The organism is Stenotrophomonas sp. STEN009 (assembly GCF_056760395.1).
On sequence record NZ_JBRRES010000025.1, the window covers coordinates 38,752 to 54,682 of the forward strand.

The window sequence follows — 15,931 nt, forward strand, 5'->3', positions numbered from 1 at the left end:
GGCGGGTGCAGGGAATGACCGGCAGGGGTGCGGCCGAGAACACTGATGCAACGACCGGTATCGCCCATGTGGCGATGGCCGAGATCGTGCATGCGCTGCTGTCCGATGCCGAGGTCGCATTGTTCGCCAGATTCGGCCGGCCGCGCCGGCTCGAAGCCGGGCAGTGGCTGTTCCAGCGCGGCCATCGTGGCGAGCGCATGTATGTGATCCTGGAAGGCCGGATCGAACTGGATTTCGGCGAGGATCTGGTGATCAAGGTCCTCGGCCACCAGGAGTTCTTCGGCGAGCTGGGCCTGCTGGTCGGCGATCACCTGCGCAGTGCCGGTGCACGTGCGCTGGTCGATTGCCAGGTGCTGGAACTGGGGCCGGCCGATTTCCAGCGTCTGGTCGATGCCGATCCAGGGCTGGTGGCCTACTTCCTGCGCCGTACGATCATGCGCGTGCTGACCAACGAGCAGGCCCTGATCAGCCAGCTGCGGCGCCGCAACCACGATCTGGAAACGGCGCTCGACAATCTGTACATCACCACCCACCAGCTCACGCACACCCGTGAGCTGGTGCGTACCGACGAACTGACCGGGCTGCACAACCGCCGCGGGCTGACCCTGTACCTGCAGGAGTGCCGGGCCGATGGGCAGGGCGCACCGCAGGGCCTGCTGCTGATCGATTGTGATCGCTTCAAGCAGATCAACGACCGGCACGGTCACCAGGCCGGCGACCGGGTGCTGCAGAGCATGGGCAACATCCTGCGCTCGATGGCCGGCGAACACGACCTGGCCTGCCGCCTGGGCGGCGATGAGTTCTGCCTCATCCTGCGGCGCGGCACCCACGAAATCGTGCAGCATGCCGCCGAGTTCATCCTCAGCGCGGTGCATGGTCTACTCGAACGCAGCCATGGCACGCCCCATGTGAGCCTGGTGAGCATCGGCGCCAGCCTGCTGGCGCCGGATGCGGACTGGAGCGAGTGGTATGCGCGTGCGGACCGCGCGCTGTACCAGGCCAAGCGCGATGGCGGCAACTGCCTGCGCTGGGTGGACGCGCCGGACGGGCACTAGAGCGGAGACACCGGTGATGAAGGGCGACAAAGGAACGTCGGCGCCACACAACCAGCAGCTGCGCGCGCTGCTGTTCACCGACCTGTGCGATTCGCTGCAGCTGGTTGAGCGGATCGGTGATGTGGCGGCGGCCGAGCTGTTCCAGCAGCATGACCGTCTGGTGCTGGGTCTGCAGCAGCGCTGGAACGGGCAGCTGATCGACCGTTCCGACGGCCTGTTCGTACTGTTCGAGCGCACCATCGATGGCGTCGGTTTTGCCCTGGCCTATCAGACTGCGGTGGAGGCGCTGGGGCGTGAGCGCGGCATCGTGCTGCGCGCGCGTGCGGGCCTGCATGTCGGTGACGTGCTGTTGTGGAACAACAGTGCCGAAGCAATGGCCCATGGCGCCAAGCCGGTGGAGGTGGAGGGCCTGGCCAAGCCGATGGCGGCGCGGCTGATGCAGCTGGCATGGCCGGGCCAGGTGTTGCTGTCGGCCACCGCCGAGCACATGGCACGGCGCGCTACCTCCACGCTGCCCTGGGCCAGCGAGGCGCTGCGCTGGAAGCACCATGGGCGCTGGCGCTTCAAGGGCATCACCGAGCGCCAGGATGTGTTCGAGATCGGCCTGCGTGGCAGTGCGCCGCTGCGTCGACCGCGTTCGGGCGAGAAGGCATGGCGCGATCTACCCTTGTGGCGGCGTCCCGCGGCTGTGGTCACCGAGGCCGCGCTGGCGGTGACGCTGGGCGTGCTGCTGTGGATGCTGCTGCGCCCGGCGCCGGCCATCGCCTTCGCCGAACGGGACTGGGTGATCCTGGCCGCGGTGCAGAACACCACCGCCTATCCGCAGCTGGACAGCAGCCTGGAGCAGGCGCTGTACATCAGCCTGGGTCAGTCACGCTTCGTCAACATCCTCAGCGAGTTGAAGGTGCGCGACACCCTGCAGCTGATGCAGCGCTCGCCACAGGCACGGCTCGACCGAGGCCTGGCCATCGAGGTGGCCCTGCGCGACGGCGCACGCGCGGTGCTGGTACCGAGCGTGCTCGAGCTCAACGGCAAGGTGCGGGTCAGTGTCGAAGTGGTCGATCCGCACAGCGGCCAGACCGTCTATACGCGCTACGCCGATGGTCGAGGCCTGGAATCGATCCTGACCTCCACCGACCACGTGGTGGCAGCGCTGCGCGCCGACCTGGGCGAAGCGTTGCGTGATGTCGGTCGCGATCAGCGACCACTGCCCACCGTGGCGACGGCCAATCTCGATGCCCTGCATGCCTACGCCAAGGGCGTCGATGCCACGGCGGCCGCCCGCTACGACGACGCACTGATGTTCTACGAGCAGGCCACCCGGCTCGATCCCGCATTCGCCTTTGCCTATGTGGGGCAGATGACCATCCAGCACGCCAAGGGCAACCTGGAGCAGGCCGCCGTGCTGTACCGAAAGGCGGTCAGCCAGCGTGCCCACCTGACCGCACGCGACCAGCTGTACCTTGACGCGTGGGCAGCGGATTTCGCAGGTGCACCGCCCATGCGCATCGCCGACAAGTGGCGCCTGCTGACCGAGCTGTACCCGGACGACCCGGCCGGTTGGATGAACTACGCCAAGATCCTGTACACCCAGGGCGACTATGACGGCGCCCTGGCCGCAACGCAGCCGCTGCTGGCCCGCCAGCATTCTCGGCGTGCGCTGGTGCTGGTGTTCGTGGCGCGGGTGCAGCTGGCCCGTGGCGAAGTCGCCGCAGCCGAAGCGGCGCTGCGTGGCGCACGCCTTCATCCGGGCTGGAATGGCGATGGCATGGAGCCGGTGATCGCCGCGCTGGCTGGTGATTTCGAGGCCGCCAATGCCGGCTTTGCGGCGATGCCCGTATCGGGGCCGGGCACGCGCATGCTGCGCGCGGCGGTGCTGGCCATGCAGGAGCGCGCGCACGAGGCAGCCACCGACATGCGGCAGGTGGCTGCCCAGTGCACGACGGTCGGTGGGCTGTGCGACATCTACGCGCTGCAGGCACTGGCCTGGCGCGAACAGGAAGGCGACCACGTGACGGCGCAGGAATACCTGCGTGTGCTGGACCGGGCGCTGGCCGCGGTCGACCGTCGCCATCCTGCGCCAGCGCGCCGCAATGCATTCATCGCCCTGGCGGCGGCCTATCATGCCGCGCGCGCAGGCCACGCCTCGGTGGTGATGCAGCGCAGGGACCCGCTGCAGGCCCTGCCCGAGCGCGACGCGGATCCGCGTCTGCGCGAGCTCTGGAACCTGCTGCGTGCCCGCATGGCCTTCGACCAGGGTGACCTGGACCAGGCGCAGGACCTGCTGGCGCAGCAGCCGTCGGCGAACCTGTTCCAGTGGCGGGTGCTGCAGCTGGATCTGGTGACCGCGCGCGGCGACCAGGCCGCGGTCGCACGGCAGGCGGCGTGGCTGCAGCGCCACGCCGGCCTGGCATTTGCTGAAGACACCGGTGACTACGCTCTGTTGCCACTGAACGCGATGGACGTGCAGCGGCTGGCGGCAGGCCGCGCCGCCGCAGTGATGCCTGACAAGGGCACGGTGGCCGCGCCCTGAGGCCGGTCTATCGATCCAGGCCGGGCAGGCCATCCTCGAACAGGAACGGCACGGTGAACGAGGCACGCGCGTCCAGCAGCTCCCGCAGGCGCGGAGCGGCCTTGGCGAACTCGGCCTTGCTGCCCAGCGTGGCCAGCGGCGTATGGCAGGCGCGCACGCAGTCTTCATCGGCGCCCAGATCGAGCAGTGCCTGGCCCGGATCAGCGGCGAAAGCCTTGCGGAAGTCATCGTCGCTGGACAGGCGTTCCAGCAGCTGCTGGACGACGTGGGTGGGAAGCGGTGAAGAAGACATGGCGTGCAACCGACGGGCTGGGAAAATGGAAGTATCGGCGGCGATCGTGCGAAGTTGATGGCAGGCACGTGCATCGCGCTATGATCGGCGCCCCCGCAGGCCTTTCGATTGCACGCCGATGAGATTCCGCCGTTGCCGGACACTGTTCGTCGAGCCGGTCGAACGCCCGGCCTTTGCATTGGCCGACCTGATGGCCGGCGGCACCGGGGTGACCTTCGAGCAGCGGCTGCAGGTGCGTACCGCCCACCTGCCTTCGGCATGCGAGATCGATGCCGACAGCTGCGCCTGGCTGTTGGCCTGCAGCGCCGAGCATTGGCAGCCGATGCCGGAGGATGCGGCCTGCCGCCGCCGCGTACTGGCGCTGCTGCAGCAGGGACTGCTGGTGAGCGACGATCCGGCCCATGCCGAGGCCTGTGCGGCCGAGCAGCGCGTGCGCGACAGCCACTGGTGGCCGCTGTCGGCGCTGCACTACCAGCAATCCTGCTGGGATGGCGTGGACAGCAGCGCGGACATGCAGCGTCAGCAGCTGGTGACCGCGCGCGACCTGGTCCGCAGCTTCGGCAATCCGCCGCCGGAGGCGCCGCCACGCCAGCCCGGCGCGCTTGCGCTGCCCCGCTGCGATGATGATCCGATGCAGGAACTGCTGCAGGCGCGTGCCACCTGCCGGAATTTCGATGCGACCCGCGCGCTGCCGCTGCCGTTGCTGGCACGGCTGCTGCAGCAGGTGCTGATGGCGCAGGCACAGGTGGAAACCGATCCGGACGTGCGGTTCCTGAAGAAGAACGTGCCCTCGGCCGGCAGCCTGCATCCGCTGGAAGCCTATCTGATGGTGCGCGACGTGCAGGGCCTGGCGCCGGGGCTCTACCATTACCACGCAGTCGCGCATGAACTGGCCCCGCTGCCGGTGCAGCCCGACGATCCCGCAGGGTTCCGCCTGCGCCTGCTGGCGGGCCAGCACTGGTTCGCCGATGCCCACGTGCTGCTGGTACTGGTGTGCCGCTTCGAGCGCACCTTCTGGAAGTACCGCAACCACGCCAAGGCCTACCGTGCGGTCATGCTCGACGCCGGGCACATCTCGCAGGCGTTCTACAGCGCGGCCACCGCACAGGGCCTGGGCGCGTTCGTCACGGCGGCCATCAACGAGGCCGAGGCCGCGCGCGCGCTTGCCCTGCAGCCGATGGCGGAAGGCGCGCTGGCGGTATGCGGCTTCGGCTGGCGCGCGGCAACGATGCAGACCTCGGAGATGGACCCGGCGGGCCGTGTCTGGCCCGCCAGGATCACGCCGTAGCGTGGCTCAGGTCGCTTCGAAGTCGACCAGGACCGCGCCGTCCCCGACCTGGTCGCCGGCCTTCGCCCGGTAACCCTTCACTGTGCCGTCGGCCGGTGCCTGCAGGGTGTGCTCCATCTTCATCGCCTCGAGTACCACCAGCGGCGTGCCGCGCTTGACCTGGGCACCGGCCTCGACCAGCGTGGCCACGATCCTGCCGGGCATCGGCGCCAGCAGGCTGCCTGCATCGGCCACCGCATGCTCCGACTCGCCGACCGGGTCGTGCAGGGTGAAGCGGTGCTGGCCATCGGCGCCGAACAGATACAGCTGGTCACCCTCGCGCAGCAGCTGCAGTGACCAGCGACGGCCGTCCAGCTGCACCGTCAGGTGCTGGCTGTCGAGGCGACCGAGCACCGACTGCGGGGCCGCATCATCACATTGCACACGCCAGCCATCGGCCTGTGCCCACACCTTCAGCACGTGCCGGCGCTCTCCCTGCTGCAGCGGCAGCACGCGGGGCGCGGGCGCACCCAGGCGCCAGCCATCCTGTGCGCGCCAGGGCGAATGGGGGTCGCGCGGGTCGCTGCCGGCGTCGGCCGTGCTGGCAACCGCGGCGACCGCGGCCAACTGCCACAAGGCATCGTCGCTGTCACCGATGGCGCTCAAGGCGGCCTGCTCGCGTTCGATCAGTGCGGTATCCAGCCGGGCGTGCGCGAATGAATCAGTGTGGACCAGCCGGCGCAGGAAACCGGCATTGGTGGTCACGCCCACCACCTGGCAGTCAGCCAGTGCCTGGCTCATGCGCCGCAATGCGCTGTCGCGGTCCACATCCCAGACGATCAGCTTGGCGATCATCGGGTCGTAATACGGCGTGATGGCGTCGCCTTCCTCCACGCCGGTATCCACGCGCACGTTGGCCGAGGCCGCCGGCAGGCGCAGGCGGCGCAGGGTACCGGTGGACGGCAGGAAGCCGCGGTCGGCATCTTCGGCGTACAGCCGTGCTTCGATCGCGTGGCCTTGGATGGCCAGCTGGTCCTGGCGCAGCGGCAGTGGCTGGCCACAGGCCACGCGCAGCTGCCATTCCACCAGGTCGGTACCGGTGACGAACTCGGTGACCGGATGCTCGACCTGCAGGCGGGTGTTCATTTCCATGAAGTAGAAATCACCGTCCGGGCCGGCGATGAACTCCACCGTGCCCGCGCCGACGTAGCCCACGGCGCGTGCAGCGTCGACCGCCGCCTGGCCCATCGCCGCGCGGCGCTCGGCACTCATGCCCGGTGCCGGGGCCTCTTCCAGCACTTTCTGGTGCCGGCGTTGCACCGAGCAGTCACGCTCGAACAGGTAGACCGCATCACCGTGGCTGTCGCCGAACACCTGGATCTCGATATGGCGCGGGCGCTCGACATACTTCTCGACCAGCACGTGGTCGTTGCCGAACGCCGAGGCGGCCTCGCGCTGGCAGCTGGCCAGCGCATCGATGAAGTCCTCGCTGCGTTCGACCTTGCGCATGCCCTTGCCGCCACCGCCGGCGCTGGCCTTGATCAGCACCGGATAGCCGATCGTATCGGCCTGCGCGCGCAGGAAGTCCGGCGCCTGCTGGTCACCGTGATAACCCGGCGTCAGCGGCACGCCGGCTTTGGCCATCAAGGCCTTGGCCGCGCTCTTGTCACCCATCGCGCGGATCGCGCTGGCCGGCGGCCCGATGAAGGTGATGCCGGCGGCGGCACAGGCATCGGCGAAGTCGGCGTTCTCGGACAGGAAGCCGTATCCGGGATGGATCGCCTGCGCGCCGCTCCGGCGTGCGGCGTCGAGCAGGGCCTCGCCGCGCAGATAGCTCTCGCGTGCGGCGGCCGGCCCGATGTGGATGGCCTCGTCGGCCAGGCGCACGTGGCGGGCGTTGCGGTCCGCATCGGAATACACGGCCACGGTGGCGATGCCGAGGCGGCGGCAGGTGGCGATGACGCGGCAGGCGATTTCGCCACGGTTGGCGATCAGGACTTTGGTGAACATGGCGACAGGCTCGGTCATGGCGCGGGTTACATGCGGAACACGCCGAAGCGCGTCTGCTGCGGGGCGGCGTTGAGGCTGGCCGACAGCGCCAGGGCCAACACCCGGCGGGTATCGGCGGGATCGATCACGCCGTCGTCCCACAGGCGCGCGCTGGCGTAGTACGGGTGGCCCTGCTGCTCGAACTGCTCGCGGATCGGCGCCTTGAACGCGTCCTCTTCCGCAGCGGGCCATTGCCCGCCCTTGGCTTCGATGCCATCGCGACGCACCGTGGCCAGCACGCTGGCGGCCTGTTCGCCACCCATCACGCCGATGCGTGCGTTGGGCCACATCCACAGGAAATTCGGCGAATAGGCCCGCCCACACATGCCGTAGTTGCCGGCGCCGAACGAGCCGCCGATCACCACGGTGAACTTGGGCACCTTCGCGCAGGCGACCGCCATCACCAGCTTGGCACCGTCCTTGGCGATACCGCCCTGTTCGTACTTGCGCCCGACCATGAAGCCGGTGATGTTCTGCAGGAACAGCAGCGGGATGCCGCGCTGGGTGCACAGCTCGATGAAGTGCGCGCCCTTCAGCGCGGACTCGGAGAACAGGATGCCGTTGTTGGCGATGATGCCGATCGGGTAGCCGTTCAGATGGGCGAAGCCGGTGACCAGGGTGGCGCCATAGCGCGGCTTGAATTCATCGAAGCGCGAGCCATCGACCAGGCGTGCGATCACCTCGCGCACGTCGTAGGGCTTGCGCGTGTCGGCCGGGATCACGCCGTACAGTTCGTGCGCCGGCAGCAACGGTTCCTCCGGCGGCTGCATCGCCATCGCCGGTTCCGGCTTGCGCCAGTTCAGCTGGGCGATGATCGCGCGGACCCGTGCCAGCGCCTGCAGGTCGTTGTCGGCCATGTGGTCGGCCACGCCGGAAATGCGCGTGTGCACGTCCGCGCCGCCCAGTTCCTCGGCCGTTACCACTTCACCGGTGGCCGCCTTCACCAGCGGCGGGCCGCCGAGGAAGATGGTGCCCTGCTCGCGCACGATCACCGTTTCATCGCTCATCGCCGGCACGTAGGCGCCACCGGCGGTGCAGCTGCCCATGACGCAGGCGATCTGCGGGATGCCCTGCGCGGACAGGTTGGCCTGGTTGTAGAAGATGCGGCCGAAGTGGTCGCGGTCGGGGAACACCTCGTCCTGCAGCGGCAGGAAGGCGCCACCGGAGTCGACCAGATAGATGCACGGCAGGTGGTTCTGCTCGGCGATCTCCTGTGCACGCAGGTGCTTCTTCACCGTCATCGGGTAATAGGTGCCGCCCTTGACCGTGGCATCGTTGGCCACGATCACGCACTCCACGCCGCTGACCCGGCCGATGCCGGCGACCACGCCGGCTGCCGGCACAGCGTCGTCGTACATGCCATGAGCAGCCAGCGGCGCGATTTCCAGGAAGGCACTGCCGGCATCGAGCAGGGCGTCGATGCGGTCGCGTACCAGCAGCTTGCCGCGCGCGGTGTGCTTGGCGCGTGCCGCCTCGCTGCCGCCCAGGGCAGTGCGGGCGAGGGTGGCGTGCAGATCGTCGACCACGGCCTGCATCGCCGCGCGGTTGCTTTCAAACGTGTCGCTGCCCGGTTGCAGCTGGCTGTTCAGGACGGTCATGGGGTGGCCTTACAGAGTGCGCTGGAACAATTCACGGCCGATCAGCATGCGGCGGATCTCCGACGTGCCCGCACCGATCTCGTACAGCTTGGCGTCGCGCCACAGGCGGCCGGTCGGGTACTCGTTGATGTAGCCGTTGCCACCGAGGATCTGGATCGCCTGCCCGGTCAGCCAGGTGGCCTTCTCGGCGGCGTACAGGATCGCACCGGCCGCGTCCTGGCGGGTGGTACGGCCCTGGTCGCAGGCGCGTGCCACGGCGTACACGTAGGCGCGGCAGGCGCCCAGGCCCACGTACATGTCGGCGATCTTGGCCTGGATCAGCTGGAAGCTGCCGATCGCTTCTCCGAACTGGTGGCGTTCGTGCACGTACGGCATCACCACGTCCATGGCCGCAGCCATCAGCCCCAGCGGGCCGCCGGACAGCACCACGCGCTCGTAGTCCAGGCCGGACATCAGCACGCGCACGCCACCGCCGACGCTGCCGAGCACGTTCTCTTCGGGAATCTCGCAGTCCTGGAACACCAGCTCGCAGGTCGGCGAGGAGCGCATGCCCAGCTTGTCCAGCTTCTGGGCGGTGGAGAAACCCGGCATGCCCTTTTCAACCAGGAAGGCGGTGATGCCCCTGGCGCCGGCGTCCATGTCGGTTTTGGCATAGACCACCAGCACATCGGCGTCCGGGCCGTTGGTGATCCACATCTTGTTGCCGTTGAGGACATAGCGATCGCCGCGCTTGTCGGCGCGCAGCTTCATCGACACTACGTCCGAACCGGCACCGGGTTCGCTCATCGCCAGTGCGCCCACCTTGGCGCCACTGCACAGGTCGGGCAGGAAGCGCTGCTTCTGCGCCTCGCTGCCGTTCTTGCGCAGCTGGTTCACGCACAGGTTGGAGTGCGCGCCATAGGACAGGCCGATGCCGCCGGAGGCGCGCGAGACCTCTTCCATCGCCACCACGTGGGCCAGGTAGCCCATGCCGGTACCGCCGTATTCTTCCTCGACGGTAAGGCCGAGCAGGCCCTGTTCGCCCAGTTTCGGCCACAGTGCCTGCGGGAACTGGTTGGTTGCATCGGCCTCGGCCGCCAGCGGCGCGATCTCGGCGGCGGCAAAATGGGCCACGCTCTGGCGCAGCAGGTCGATCTCTTCACCGAGATCGAAGTTCAGGGATGGCACGTGCATTACAGCGGCTCCACGGCGGCAAAGTGGGGGATGGACGCACCCAGGGCTTGCCGGCGATGGTTTCCAGGACCGCGCCGGCACGGGCGAGGCCCCAGCGTAACGGGGTTCGGGAAAGAAGTGAACACAAATTCAAAAATTGAAACCAGAATCAAAACATGGCCTACAAACGCTCTGCACTGATGGAAGAACGCCTGGCCGGGGCCCGCGAGCGGATCCTGCTGGCAACCCGTGAACGGGTCGCCACCGGCGGCTGGCGAAACGCCCCGGTGACCGCCGTGGCAACCCAGGCGGGGGTCTCCACCGGCCTGATCTACCGTCATTTCCCCTCCAAGGCCGACCTGTTCGTGGAGGTGCTCAACGCGGCGGTGGCCCATGAAGTGGCGATCATGGAACGCATCGCCAGCGGCCCGGAGGCCGCCAGCGAGCGCCTGCGGCTGGCCATCGCCGCCTTCGTGCGTCGCGCCCTGGCGGGTCCGGGGCTGGCCCACGCCTTCATCGTCGAACCGGTCGATCCGGACGTGGAAGCCGAGCGCATGCGCGGCCGCCGTGCCTTCGGTGATGTGTTCCTGCGCCTGGTGGAGGAAGGCGTGGCCGCCGGCGAACTGCCTGCGCAGGATGCGCATGTGGCGGCCGCGTGCCTGGTCGGCGCCTTCACCGAAGCGATGGTTGGCCCGACTGCGCCCAGCCGTGAAGCGCATCGCGACGAGGATGCGCTGGTCGACGCGATCTGCAGCTTCTGCCTGCGTGCCATCGGCGCACCGGTAAATCGGTAGCGCCGGGCCATGCCCGGTGGCTTGTGTTGCTGGGGTCAGATCCCTTTTGCGGCGCAAAAGGGATCTGACCCCAGCCCCCGGCATGTTGCGCCGCACCAGCATTGACGCCTGTTGTCGCGCGCAGGGCGCGTTCTATACTCGGCCCATCACGCAGTCGCTCAGCCGTGGTCCAACGACTACCAGCCAGGGGTAACGAAGAGTGCGGAATTACGATCTGGAGTTCCTGAAACGCTTCTCCATGGTGATCGCGCTGTTGATGGCCATCACTCTGGGTCTGATCTTCCTTGCCGCCTTCCTGCACACCCGGATTCCGCCCGAGGTGTCGCCCACTGCGGCCAAACGTACCGAACAGCGCATCGCGCCGACCGGAGCGGTGTACGCCGGCAGTACCGGTGCAGCCGCGCAGGCGGCGGCCAAGGCGGCCGCGCTGGCCAAGGCCGCCTCGCAGGTGGCCTACGGCGGCACCACCGATGGCAAGGTCATCTTCGACAACCTCTGCACCGCCTGCCACACCACCGGGGTGGGCCAAGCGCCGACCCTGGACCGCGCGCACTGGGACCAGCGCATCACGCAGGGCAAGGACACGCTCTACAAGCACGCCATCGAGGGCTACACCGGCCCGGACGGCGGCATCATGCCTCCCAAGGGCGGCAACCCGGCGCTGACCGAGGAACAGATCCACGCCACCGTGGACTGGATGCTGGGCAACCTGAAGTAGGACCTTTCCGCAGCGCCGGGCCTGCCCTCGGCAGCCTCTGCGCCACCTGCGCGGGCGGCTGCCGGACATGGGCCCGGCGCTGCCATCCCGTCGTCGACGGCCCCCGGGGCTTTGCCCACCCAGGCCGATCGCCGGGCTGCAGTCGGGCGTTCGTATTTCGGGGTTAGTCTGTGCCCCCCATTCCGTGGAGTCGCCCGTCGATGCGCCGCCGTTCCCTTGTTCTCGCCCTGTCCCTGCTGCTGCCGGCACCTGCCTTTGCCCAGGCCCAGCCGCAGGCCATGCCGGCCCCGGCGACGTCCACCCCGCGCAACTCCACCGTTGTACTGGCCACCGCGCCGGCCGACTGGCGCGCGCTGGACGGCCAGCGTGTGCGCATCGCTGCGCCGCTGACCCTGGCCGGCACCGACGCTCTGGAACGCTCCGGCCAGCTGACGGTCGCCTTCGGCGGTCGCCTGTGGCAGCCGACCGAAGTGGCCGCGCCAGGCACCGCCGGCATCGAACAGGTGATGGCTGACAACCTGCGCCGCCGCCTGGTCCTGGACGATGGCAGCGACGTGCGTGATCCGGGCAGCGTGGCCTACCTGCCGGGCAACCCGGTGCTGCGCACCGGCATGCTGCTGCGCAATGTGGAAGGCACTGTCCGCGTGGACGCGCAGGGCCGCCCGCAGCTGCAGGTGGAAGGCACGCTGAGCCTGCCCGCACTGCAGCGGCCGGCGGTGCCGGACGTGCCTGGCAGCCTGCGTATCGCGGCGTTCAACCTGGAAAACTACTTCAATGGCGACGGCCAGGGCGGCGGCTTCCCGACGTTGCGCGGTGCCCGCACGCTGGAGGAGCACAAGGCCCAGGTGGCCAAGCTGGTCGCCACCATCAATGCGCTCGATACCCACATCGCCGCCCTCATGGAGCTGGAGAACGATGGCTACGGACCGCAGTCGGCCATTGCCGAGCTGCTGGCCGCGCTCAATGACCGGCCACACGCCGGACCGGACGACGCATGGGTGGCGGTCGATCCGGGCGAAGGCCCCGGCACCAATCCCATCCGCGTCGGCATCATCTACAAGCGCGGTGCATTCAAGACATTGGGCCCGCCGTTGACCAAGCTTGACGGCCCGTTTGCCGAGCACAGCCGCGCACCGCTGGCACAGGCTTTCCAGGGCAAGGGCGCACCGTTCATGGTGGTCGCCAACCACTTCAAGTCCAAGGGGTGCCGCGACGCCAGCGGTGCCGACGCCGACCGCAACGATGGCCAGGGCTGCTGGAATGCGACGCGCGTCGAATCGGCCCGCCAGCTCAACCAGTGGGTGCAGGCCGAAGCCGCGCGCCTGAAGGTGAAGGATGTAGTGATGCTGGGCGATTTCAACGCCTATGCGATGGAGGATCCGATCCGCACGCTGCACACGCTGGGCTGGCAGGACGCCTTCAAGGTGGCCAAGGTCGAACATCCCTACAGCTACGTCTACAACGGCTACAGCGGCCGCCTCGACCACGCCCTGCTGAGTCCGTCCATGGCCCGCCGCCTGGCGGGCGCCGCCGAATGGCACAGCAATGCCGACGAGCAGGACGCCAGCGGCTACCAGGGGCGCAATGTGCCCGGCCCATGGCGCAGTTCCGACCACGACCCGCTGCTGCTGGGCTTCGACAAGTAATGCCCAACGCCGGGGTCGGATCCCATTCCAACGGAATGGGCTCTGACCCCGATGCATCGCCGGGCCATGAACGCGTGGGCCGCACGTGGGGTCAGAGCCCATTCCGTTGGAATGGGATCCGACCCCCGGGCCGTACTCACCCCCAGGCGATCAATCCGATCGCCAGCACTGCCAGCGCCAGGCCGGCCCGGTTCCACTTCGTGGTTGGTTCGCCAAAGGCAAACACGCCCACCAGCGCGCCCAGTACCACCACGCCGATGTTCATGCCGGCGAACACCGTGGCCGGGCTGTCCGGCATCGCCTGGTGCGCGTGCACATAGAACAGGATGTTGCCGCCGTTGAGCAGGCCCAGCAGCGCACCCGCGCCGAGGTTGTGCCAGGCCAGCCGGCTGCGACCGCTGAAGTGCCGCCACAGCTGCAATGCCAGCATCAGTACGAAGGCCACGCTGAAGCTGGCCAGCACCGCCGCCATCGACGGCGTGCCGGACAGCGCCACCTGCTTGAGCAGCACGTCCACCACCGCGAAGCCGCCCCACACGCCCAGCAGCCAGCCCCAGCCACCCGGCGAGGACGCCACCGCCGGACCGCGCGGGCGCAGGCTGATGGCCACCATCGCCAGCAGGCCCAGGCCGAGCCCGGCCAGCTTCCACAGCGTGGCGGTCTGGCCGAAGAACAGGAACGCCGCCGCCAGTGACAGCAGCAGCGACAGCCGCTGCGCCACGTCGCTGCGGACGATGCCGGCCACCGCCACCGCGCGGCCCAGCACCAGGAAGATCGAGGGCAGCACCACCGCCAGCGCCAGCAACGACGGCCACGGGGCATGCGGCGCGCGCAGCGCATCCAGCGGCGGCTGCAGCACCACGGCGGTCAGGGTCGCAGCCACCAGATAGTTCCAGGTGACCATCTGCGCAACATCCAGTTGGCGGCGTCCGGCCACCTTCAACAACACCGAAACCAGCACGCTGCAGATCACGGCCAAAGACAGGTAGAGCATGGGGCGGGCACAGGGCAGGGGCGGGGGACGGTATCATGGTGCCATGCACAAGCCTTCGTTCCCCGTCGCCCCCGGCGAAACCGCCTGCCTCGAACTGGACGGCCCGGCCGGCCCGCTGGAAGTGGTCGTCGACCTGCCCAAGGCCGATGTGCCGGTGCAGCCGATCGTGGCCATCGTCTGCCATCCGCTGTCCACCGAGGGCGGCACCCTGCACAACAAGGTGGTCACCATGACCGCCAGCACCCTGCGCGAGCTGGGCATCGCCACGGTGCGCTTCAACTTCCGCAGCGTCGGTGGTTCGGCGGGCACCTTCGATGGCGGCGTGGGCGAGCAGGATGACCTGAAGGCCGTGACCGCCTGGGTGCGCAGCCAGCGCCCCGACGACCGCCTGTGGCTGGCCGGCTTCAGCTTTGGTGCGTTCGTTTCGCTGAAGGCAGCCGCCACGCTGCAGCCGGAGGCGCTGATCTCGATCGCGCCGCCGGCCGGCCGCTGGGATTTCGACGGCGTGCAGCCACCGGCCCGCTGGCTGGTGATCCAGGGCGAGCAGGACGAGATCGTCGACCCGCAGGCGGTCTATCAGTGGCTGGACGCGCTGCAGGCTCCGCATGAGCTGGTGCGGATGCCCGACACCAGCCACTTCTTCCATCGCAAGCTGATCGACCTGCGGGGTGCGTTGACCCACGGCGTCAAGCACTGGCTGGGCGCAGCGGCATGAGTGCAGTCGAGTTGACCCCGTCGCAGCGGTATGCGGCCGGGGTTGCCCGGGGTGACTGGCAGGACGACCCCGCCCAGCACGCGGCGCTGGCCGAGCTGGACCGCATCCACGTGGGCCTGCTGGACAACGCCGACGACGGCTGGCTGGACCGGTTGTCCTCGTTCTGGAAGAAGCCCGAGCCGGTCAAGGGGCTGTATTTCTGGGGGGGAGTCGGCCGCGGCAAGACCTTCCTGGTGGATCTGTTCTACGACGGGCTGCCAATCAAGCAGAAGTACCGCACCCACTTCCATCGTTTCATGCGCAGCGTCCACGAGCGCCTGCGCGAGCACCAGGGCCAGAGCGACCCGTTGGCGAAGATCGCCCAGGAATGGCGCAGCAACCTGCGCGTGCTGGTGCTGGACGAATTCTTCGTCACCGACATCGGCGACGCCATGCTGCTGGCGCGCCTGCTCGAACGCCTGTTCGCCGAGGGCGTGACCCTGGTCACCACCTCCAATACGGCGGTGGAGAACCTGTATCTCAATGGCCTGCAGCGCGAGAGCTTCCTGCCCGCCATCAGCCTGCTGCAGCGCTTCTGCGTCGAGCTGTACGCCGAAGGCACGGAGGATTACCGGATGCGCGCGCTGACCCGCTCGCCGGTGTACCGCGCGCCGCTGGCCGCCGACAGCGACGACTGGCTCGCCACGCGCTGGAACGAACTGAGTGGTGGTCAGCCCGCCAAGGCCGGCAACATTGAGATCGAAGGCCGCAAGATTCCGGTCCGCGGCCGGGGCAAGAGCATCGCCTGGTTCGACTTCGCCGCCCTGTGCGAAGGCCCGCGCGGCCCATCGGACTACATCGAGATCGCGCACGAGTTCAATACGGTGCTGCTGGGCGGCATTCCCGCCTTCGATCGCCTGAACGAGGACGCCGCGCGCCGCTTCGTCAACCTGATCGACGAACTGTACGACCGCCACGTCAACCTGGTCTGCACCGCCAGCACCTCGCCGGTCGAGCTGTACACCGGCCAGCGCCTGCAGGGCGCGTTCGAGCGCACCGCCTCGCGCCTGATCGAGATGCAGAGCGCTGAATACCTGGGTACCCCGCACCGGGCGTGAGGGCCCGGGAGCTGCACGATC

13 protein-coding genes are annotated in these 15,931 nt (G+C 68.6%); 8 read left to right on the forward strand and 5 right to left on the reverse strand.

Annotated features, from left to right (window positions below; translation table 11 throughout):
- Nucleotides 1-14: 14 nt before the first annotated feature.
- Together ACVOMM_RS12710 and ACVOMM_RS12715 are read left to right on the forward strand one after the other, a co-directional pair.
- Nucleotides 15-1,055 carry a GGDEF domain-containing protein gene (locus ACVOMM_RS12710; RefSeq protein WP_053518607.1) on the forward strand — a complete coding sequence of 347 codons (1,041 nt, stop codon included), beginning with the start codon at nt 15-17 and terminating at the stop codon, nt 1,053-1,055.
- A gap of 16 nt (nt 1,056-1,071) precedes the next feature.
- Nucleotides 1,072-3,588 carry a putative peptide modification system cyclase gene (locus ACVOMM_RS12715; protein ID WP_065182044.1) on the forward strand — a complete coding sequence of 839 codons (2,517 nt, stop codon included), beginning with the start codon at nt 1,072-1,074 and terminating at the stop codon, nt 3,586-3,588.
- Between the two features lie 7 nt (nt 3,589-3,595).
- On the opposite strand, the gene ACVOMM_RS12720 is transcribed toward ACVOMM_RS12715, so the two are convergent.
- Complete coding sequence (locus tag ACVOMM_RS12720; protein ID WP_053518604.1) at nt 3,596-3,880, reverse strand: NHLP-related RiPP peptide; 285 nt, start codon at nt 3,878-3,880, stop codon at nt 3,596-3,598.
- 118 nt (nt 3,881-3,998) lie between these two features.
- On the opposite strand from ACVOMM_RS12720, the gene ACVOMM_RS12725 reads away from it, so the two are divergent.
- Nucleotides 3,999-5,168: a putative peptide maturation dehydrogenase gene (locus tag ACVOMM_RS12725; RefSeq protein ID WP_053518602.1), complete on the forward strand. Its 1,170-nt coding sequence runs from the start codon at nt 3,999-4,001 to the stop codon at nt 5,166-5,168.
- 6 nt (nt 5,169-5,174) lie between these two features.
- Here ACVOMM_RS12725 and ACVOMM_RS12730 read toward each other — a convergent pair whose 3' ends face one another.
- The 3 genes from ACVOMM_RS12730 to ACVOMM_RS12740 are packed head-to-tail and all read right to left on the reverse strand — an operon-like array spanning nt 5,175 to nt 9,967.
- Entirely contained in the window at nt 5,175-7,157 is a 1,983-nt protein-coding gene (locus tag ACVOMM_RS12730) for an acetyl/propionyl/methylcrotonyl-CoA carboxylase subunit alpha (protein ID WP_481526321.1), read from the reverse strand.
- Between the two features lie 26 nt (nt 7,158-7,183).
- Complete coding sequence (locus ACVOMM_RS12735; protein ID WP_065174183.1) at nt 7,184-8,794, reverse strand: carboxyl transferase domain-containing protein; 1,611 nt, start codon at nt 8,792-8,794, stop codon at nt 7,184-7,186.
- A gap of 9 nt (nt 8,795-8,803) precedes the next feature.
- Nucleotides 8,804-9,967 carry an isovaleryl-CoA dehydrogenase gene (locus ACVOMM_RS12740; protein WP_053518598.1) on the reverse strand — a complete coding sequence of 388 codons (1,164 nt, stop codon included), beginning with the start codon at nt 9,965-9,967 and terminating at the stop codon, nt 8,804-8,806.
- Between the two features lie 155 nt (nt 9,968-10,122).
- On the opposite strand from ACVOMM_RS12740, the gene ACVOMM_RS12745 reads away from it, so the two are divergent.
- From ACVOMM_RS12745 to ACVOMM_RS12755, 3 genes are all read left to right on the forward strand, one after another.
- Nucleotides 10,123-10,740: a TetR/AcrR family transcriptional regulator gene (locus tag ACVOMM_RS12745; protein WP_053518597.1), complete on the forward strand. Its 618-nt coding sequence runs from the start codon at nt 10,123-10,125 to the stop codon at nt 10,738-10,740.
- A gap of 199 nt (nt 10,741-10,939) precedes the next feature.
- Nucleotides 10,940-11,458, forward strand: coding sequence for a c-type cytochrome (locus tag ACVOMM_RS12750; RefSeq protein WP_053518595.1), 519 nt, complete (start codon nt 10,940-10,942; stop codon nt 11,456-11,458).
- Nucleotides 11,459-11,658: 200 nt separating this feature from the next.
- Nucleotides 11,659-13,104 (forward strand): ExeM/NucH family extracellular endonuclease, encoded by a 1,446-nt coding sequence (locus tag ACVOMM_RS12755; RefSeq protein WP_481526322.1) that lies wholly within the window; start codon nt 11,659-11,661, stop codon nt 13,102-13,104.
- A gap of 136 nt (nt 13,105-13,240) precedes the next feature.
- Here ACVOMM_RS12755 and ACVOMM_RS12760 read toward each other — a convergent pair whose 3' ends face one another.
- Nucleotides 13,241-14,098 carry an EamA family transporter gene (locus ACVOMM_RS12760; RefSeq protein ID WP_481526323.1) on the reverse strand — a complete coding sequence of 286 codons (858 nt, stop codon included), beginning with the start codon at nt 14,096-14,098 and terminating at the stop codon, nt 13,241-13,243.
- 43 nt (nt 14,099-14,141) lie between these two features.
- On the opposite strand from ACVOMM_RS12760, the gene ACVOMM_RS12765 reads away from it, so the two are divergent.
- Together ACVOMM_RS12765 and zapE are read left to right on the forward strand one after the other, a co-directional pair.
- On the forward strand, nt 14,142-14,813 hold the full coding sequence (locus ACVOMM_RS12765) for an alpha/beta hydrolase (protein ID WP_065174186.1): 672 nt from the start codon (nt 14,142-14,144) through the stop codon (nt 14,811-14,813).
- Nucleotides 14,810-15,910 carry a cell division protein ZapE gene (zapE, locus tag ACVOMM_RS12770; protein ID WP_053518589.1) on the forward strand — a complete coding sequence of 367 codons (1,101 nt, stop codon included), beginning with the start codon at nt 14,810-14,812 and terminating at the stop codon, nt 15,908-15,910. Before ACVOMM_RS12765 ends, zapE begins: the two co-directional genes overlap by 4 nt.
- Nucleotides 15,911-15,931: the final 21 nt, after the last annotated feature.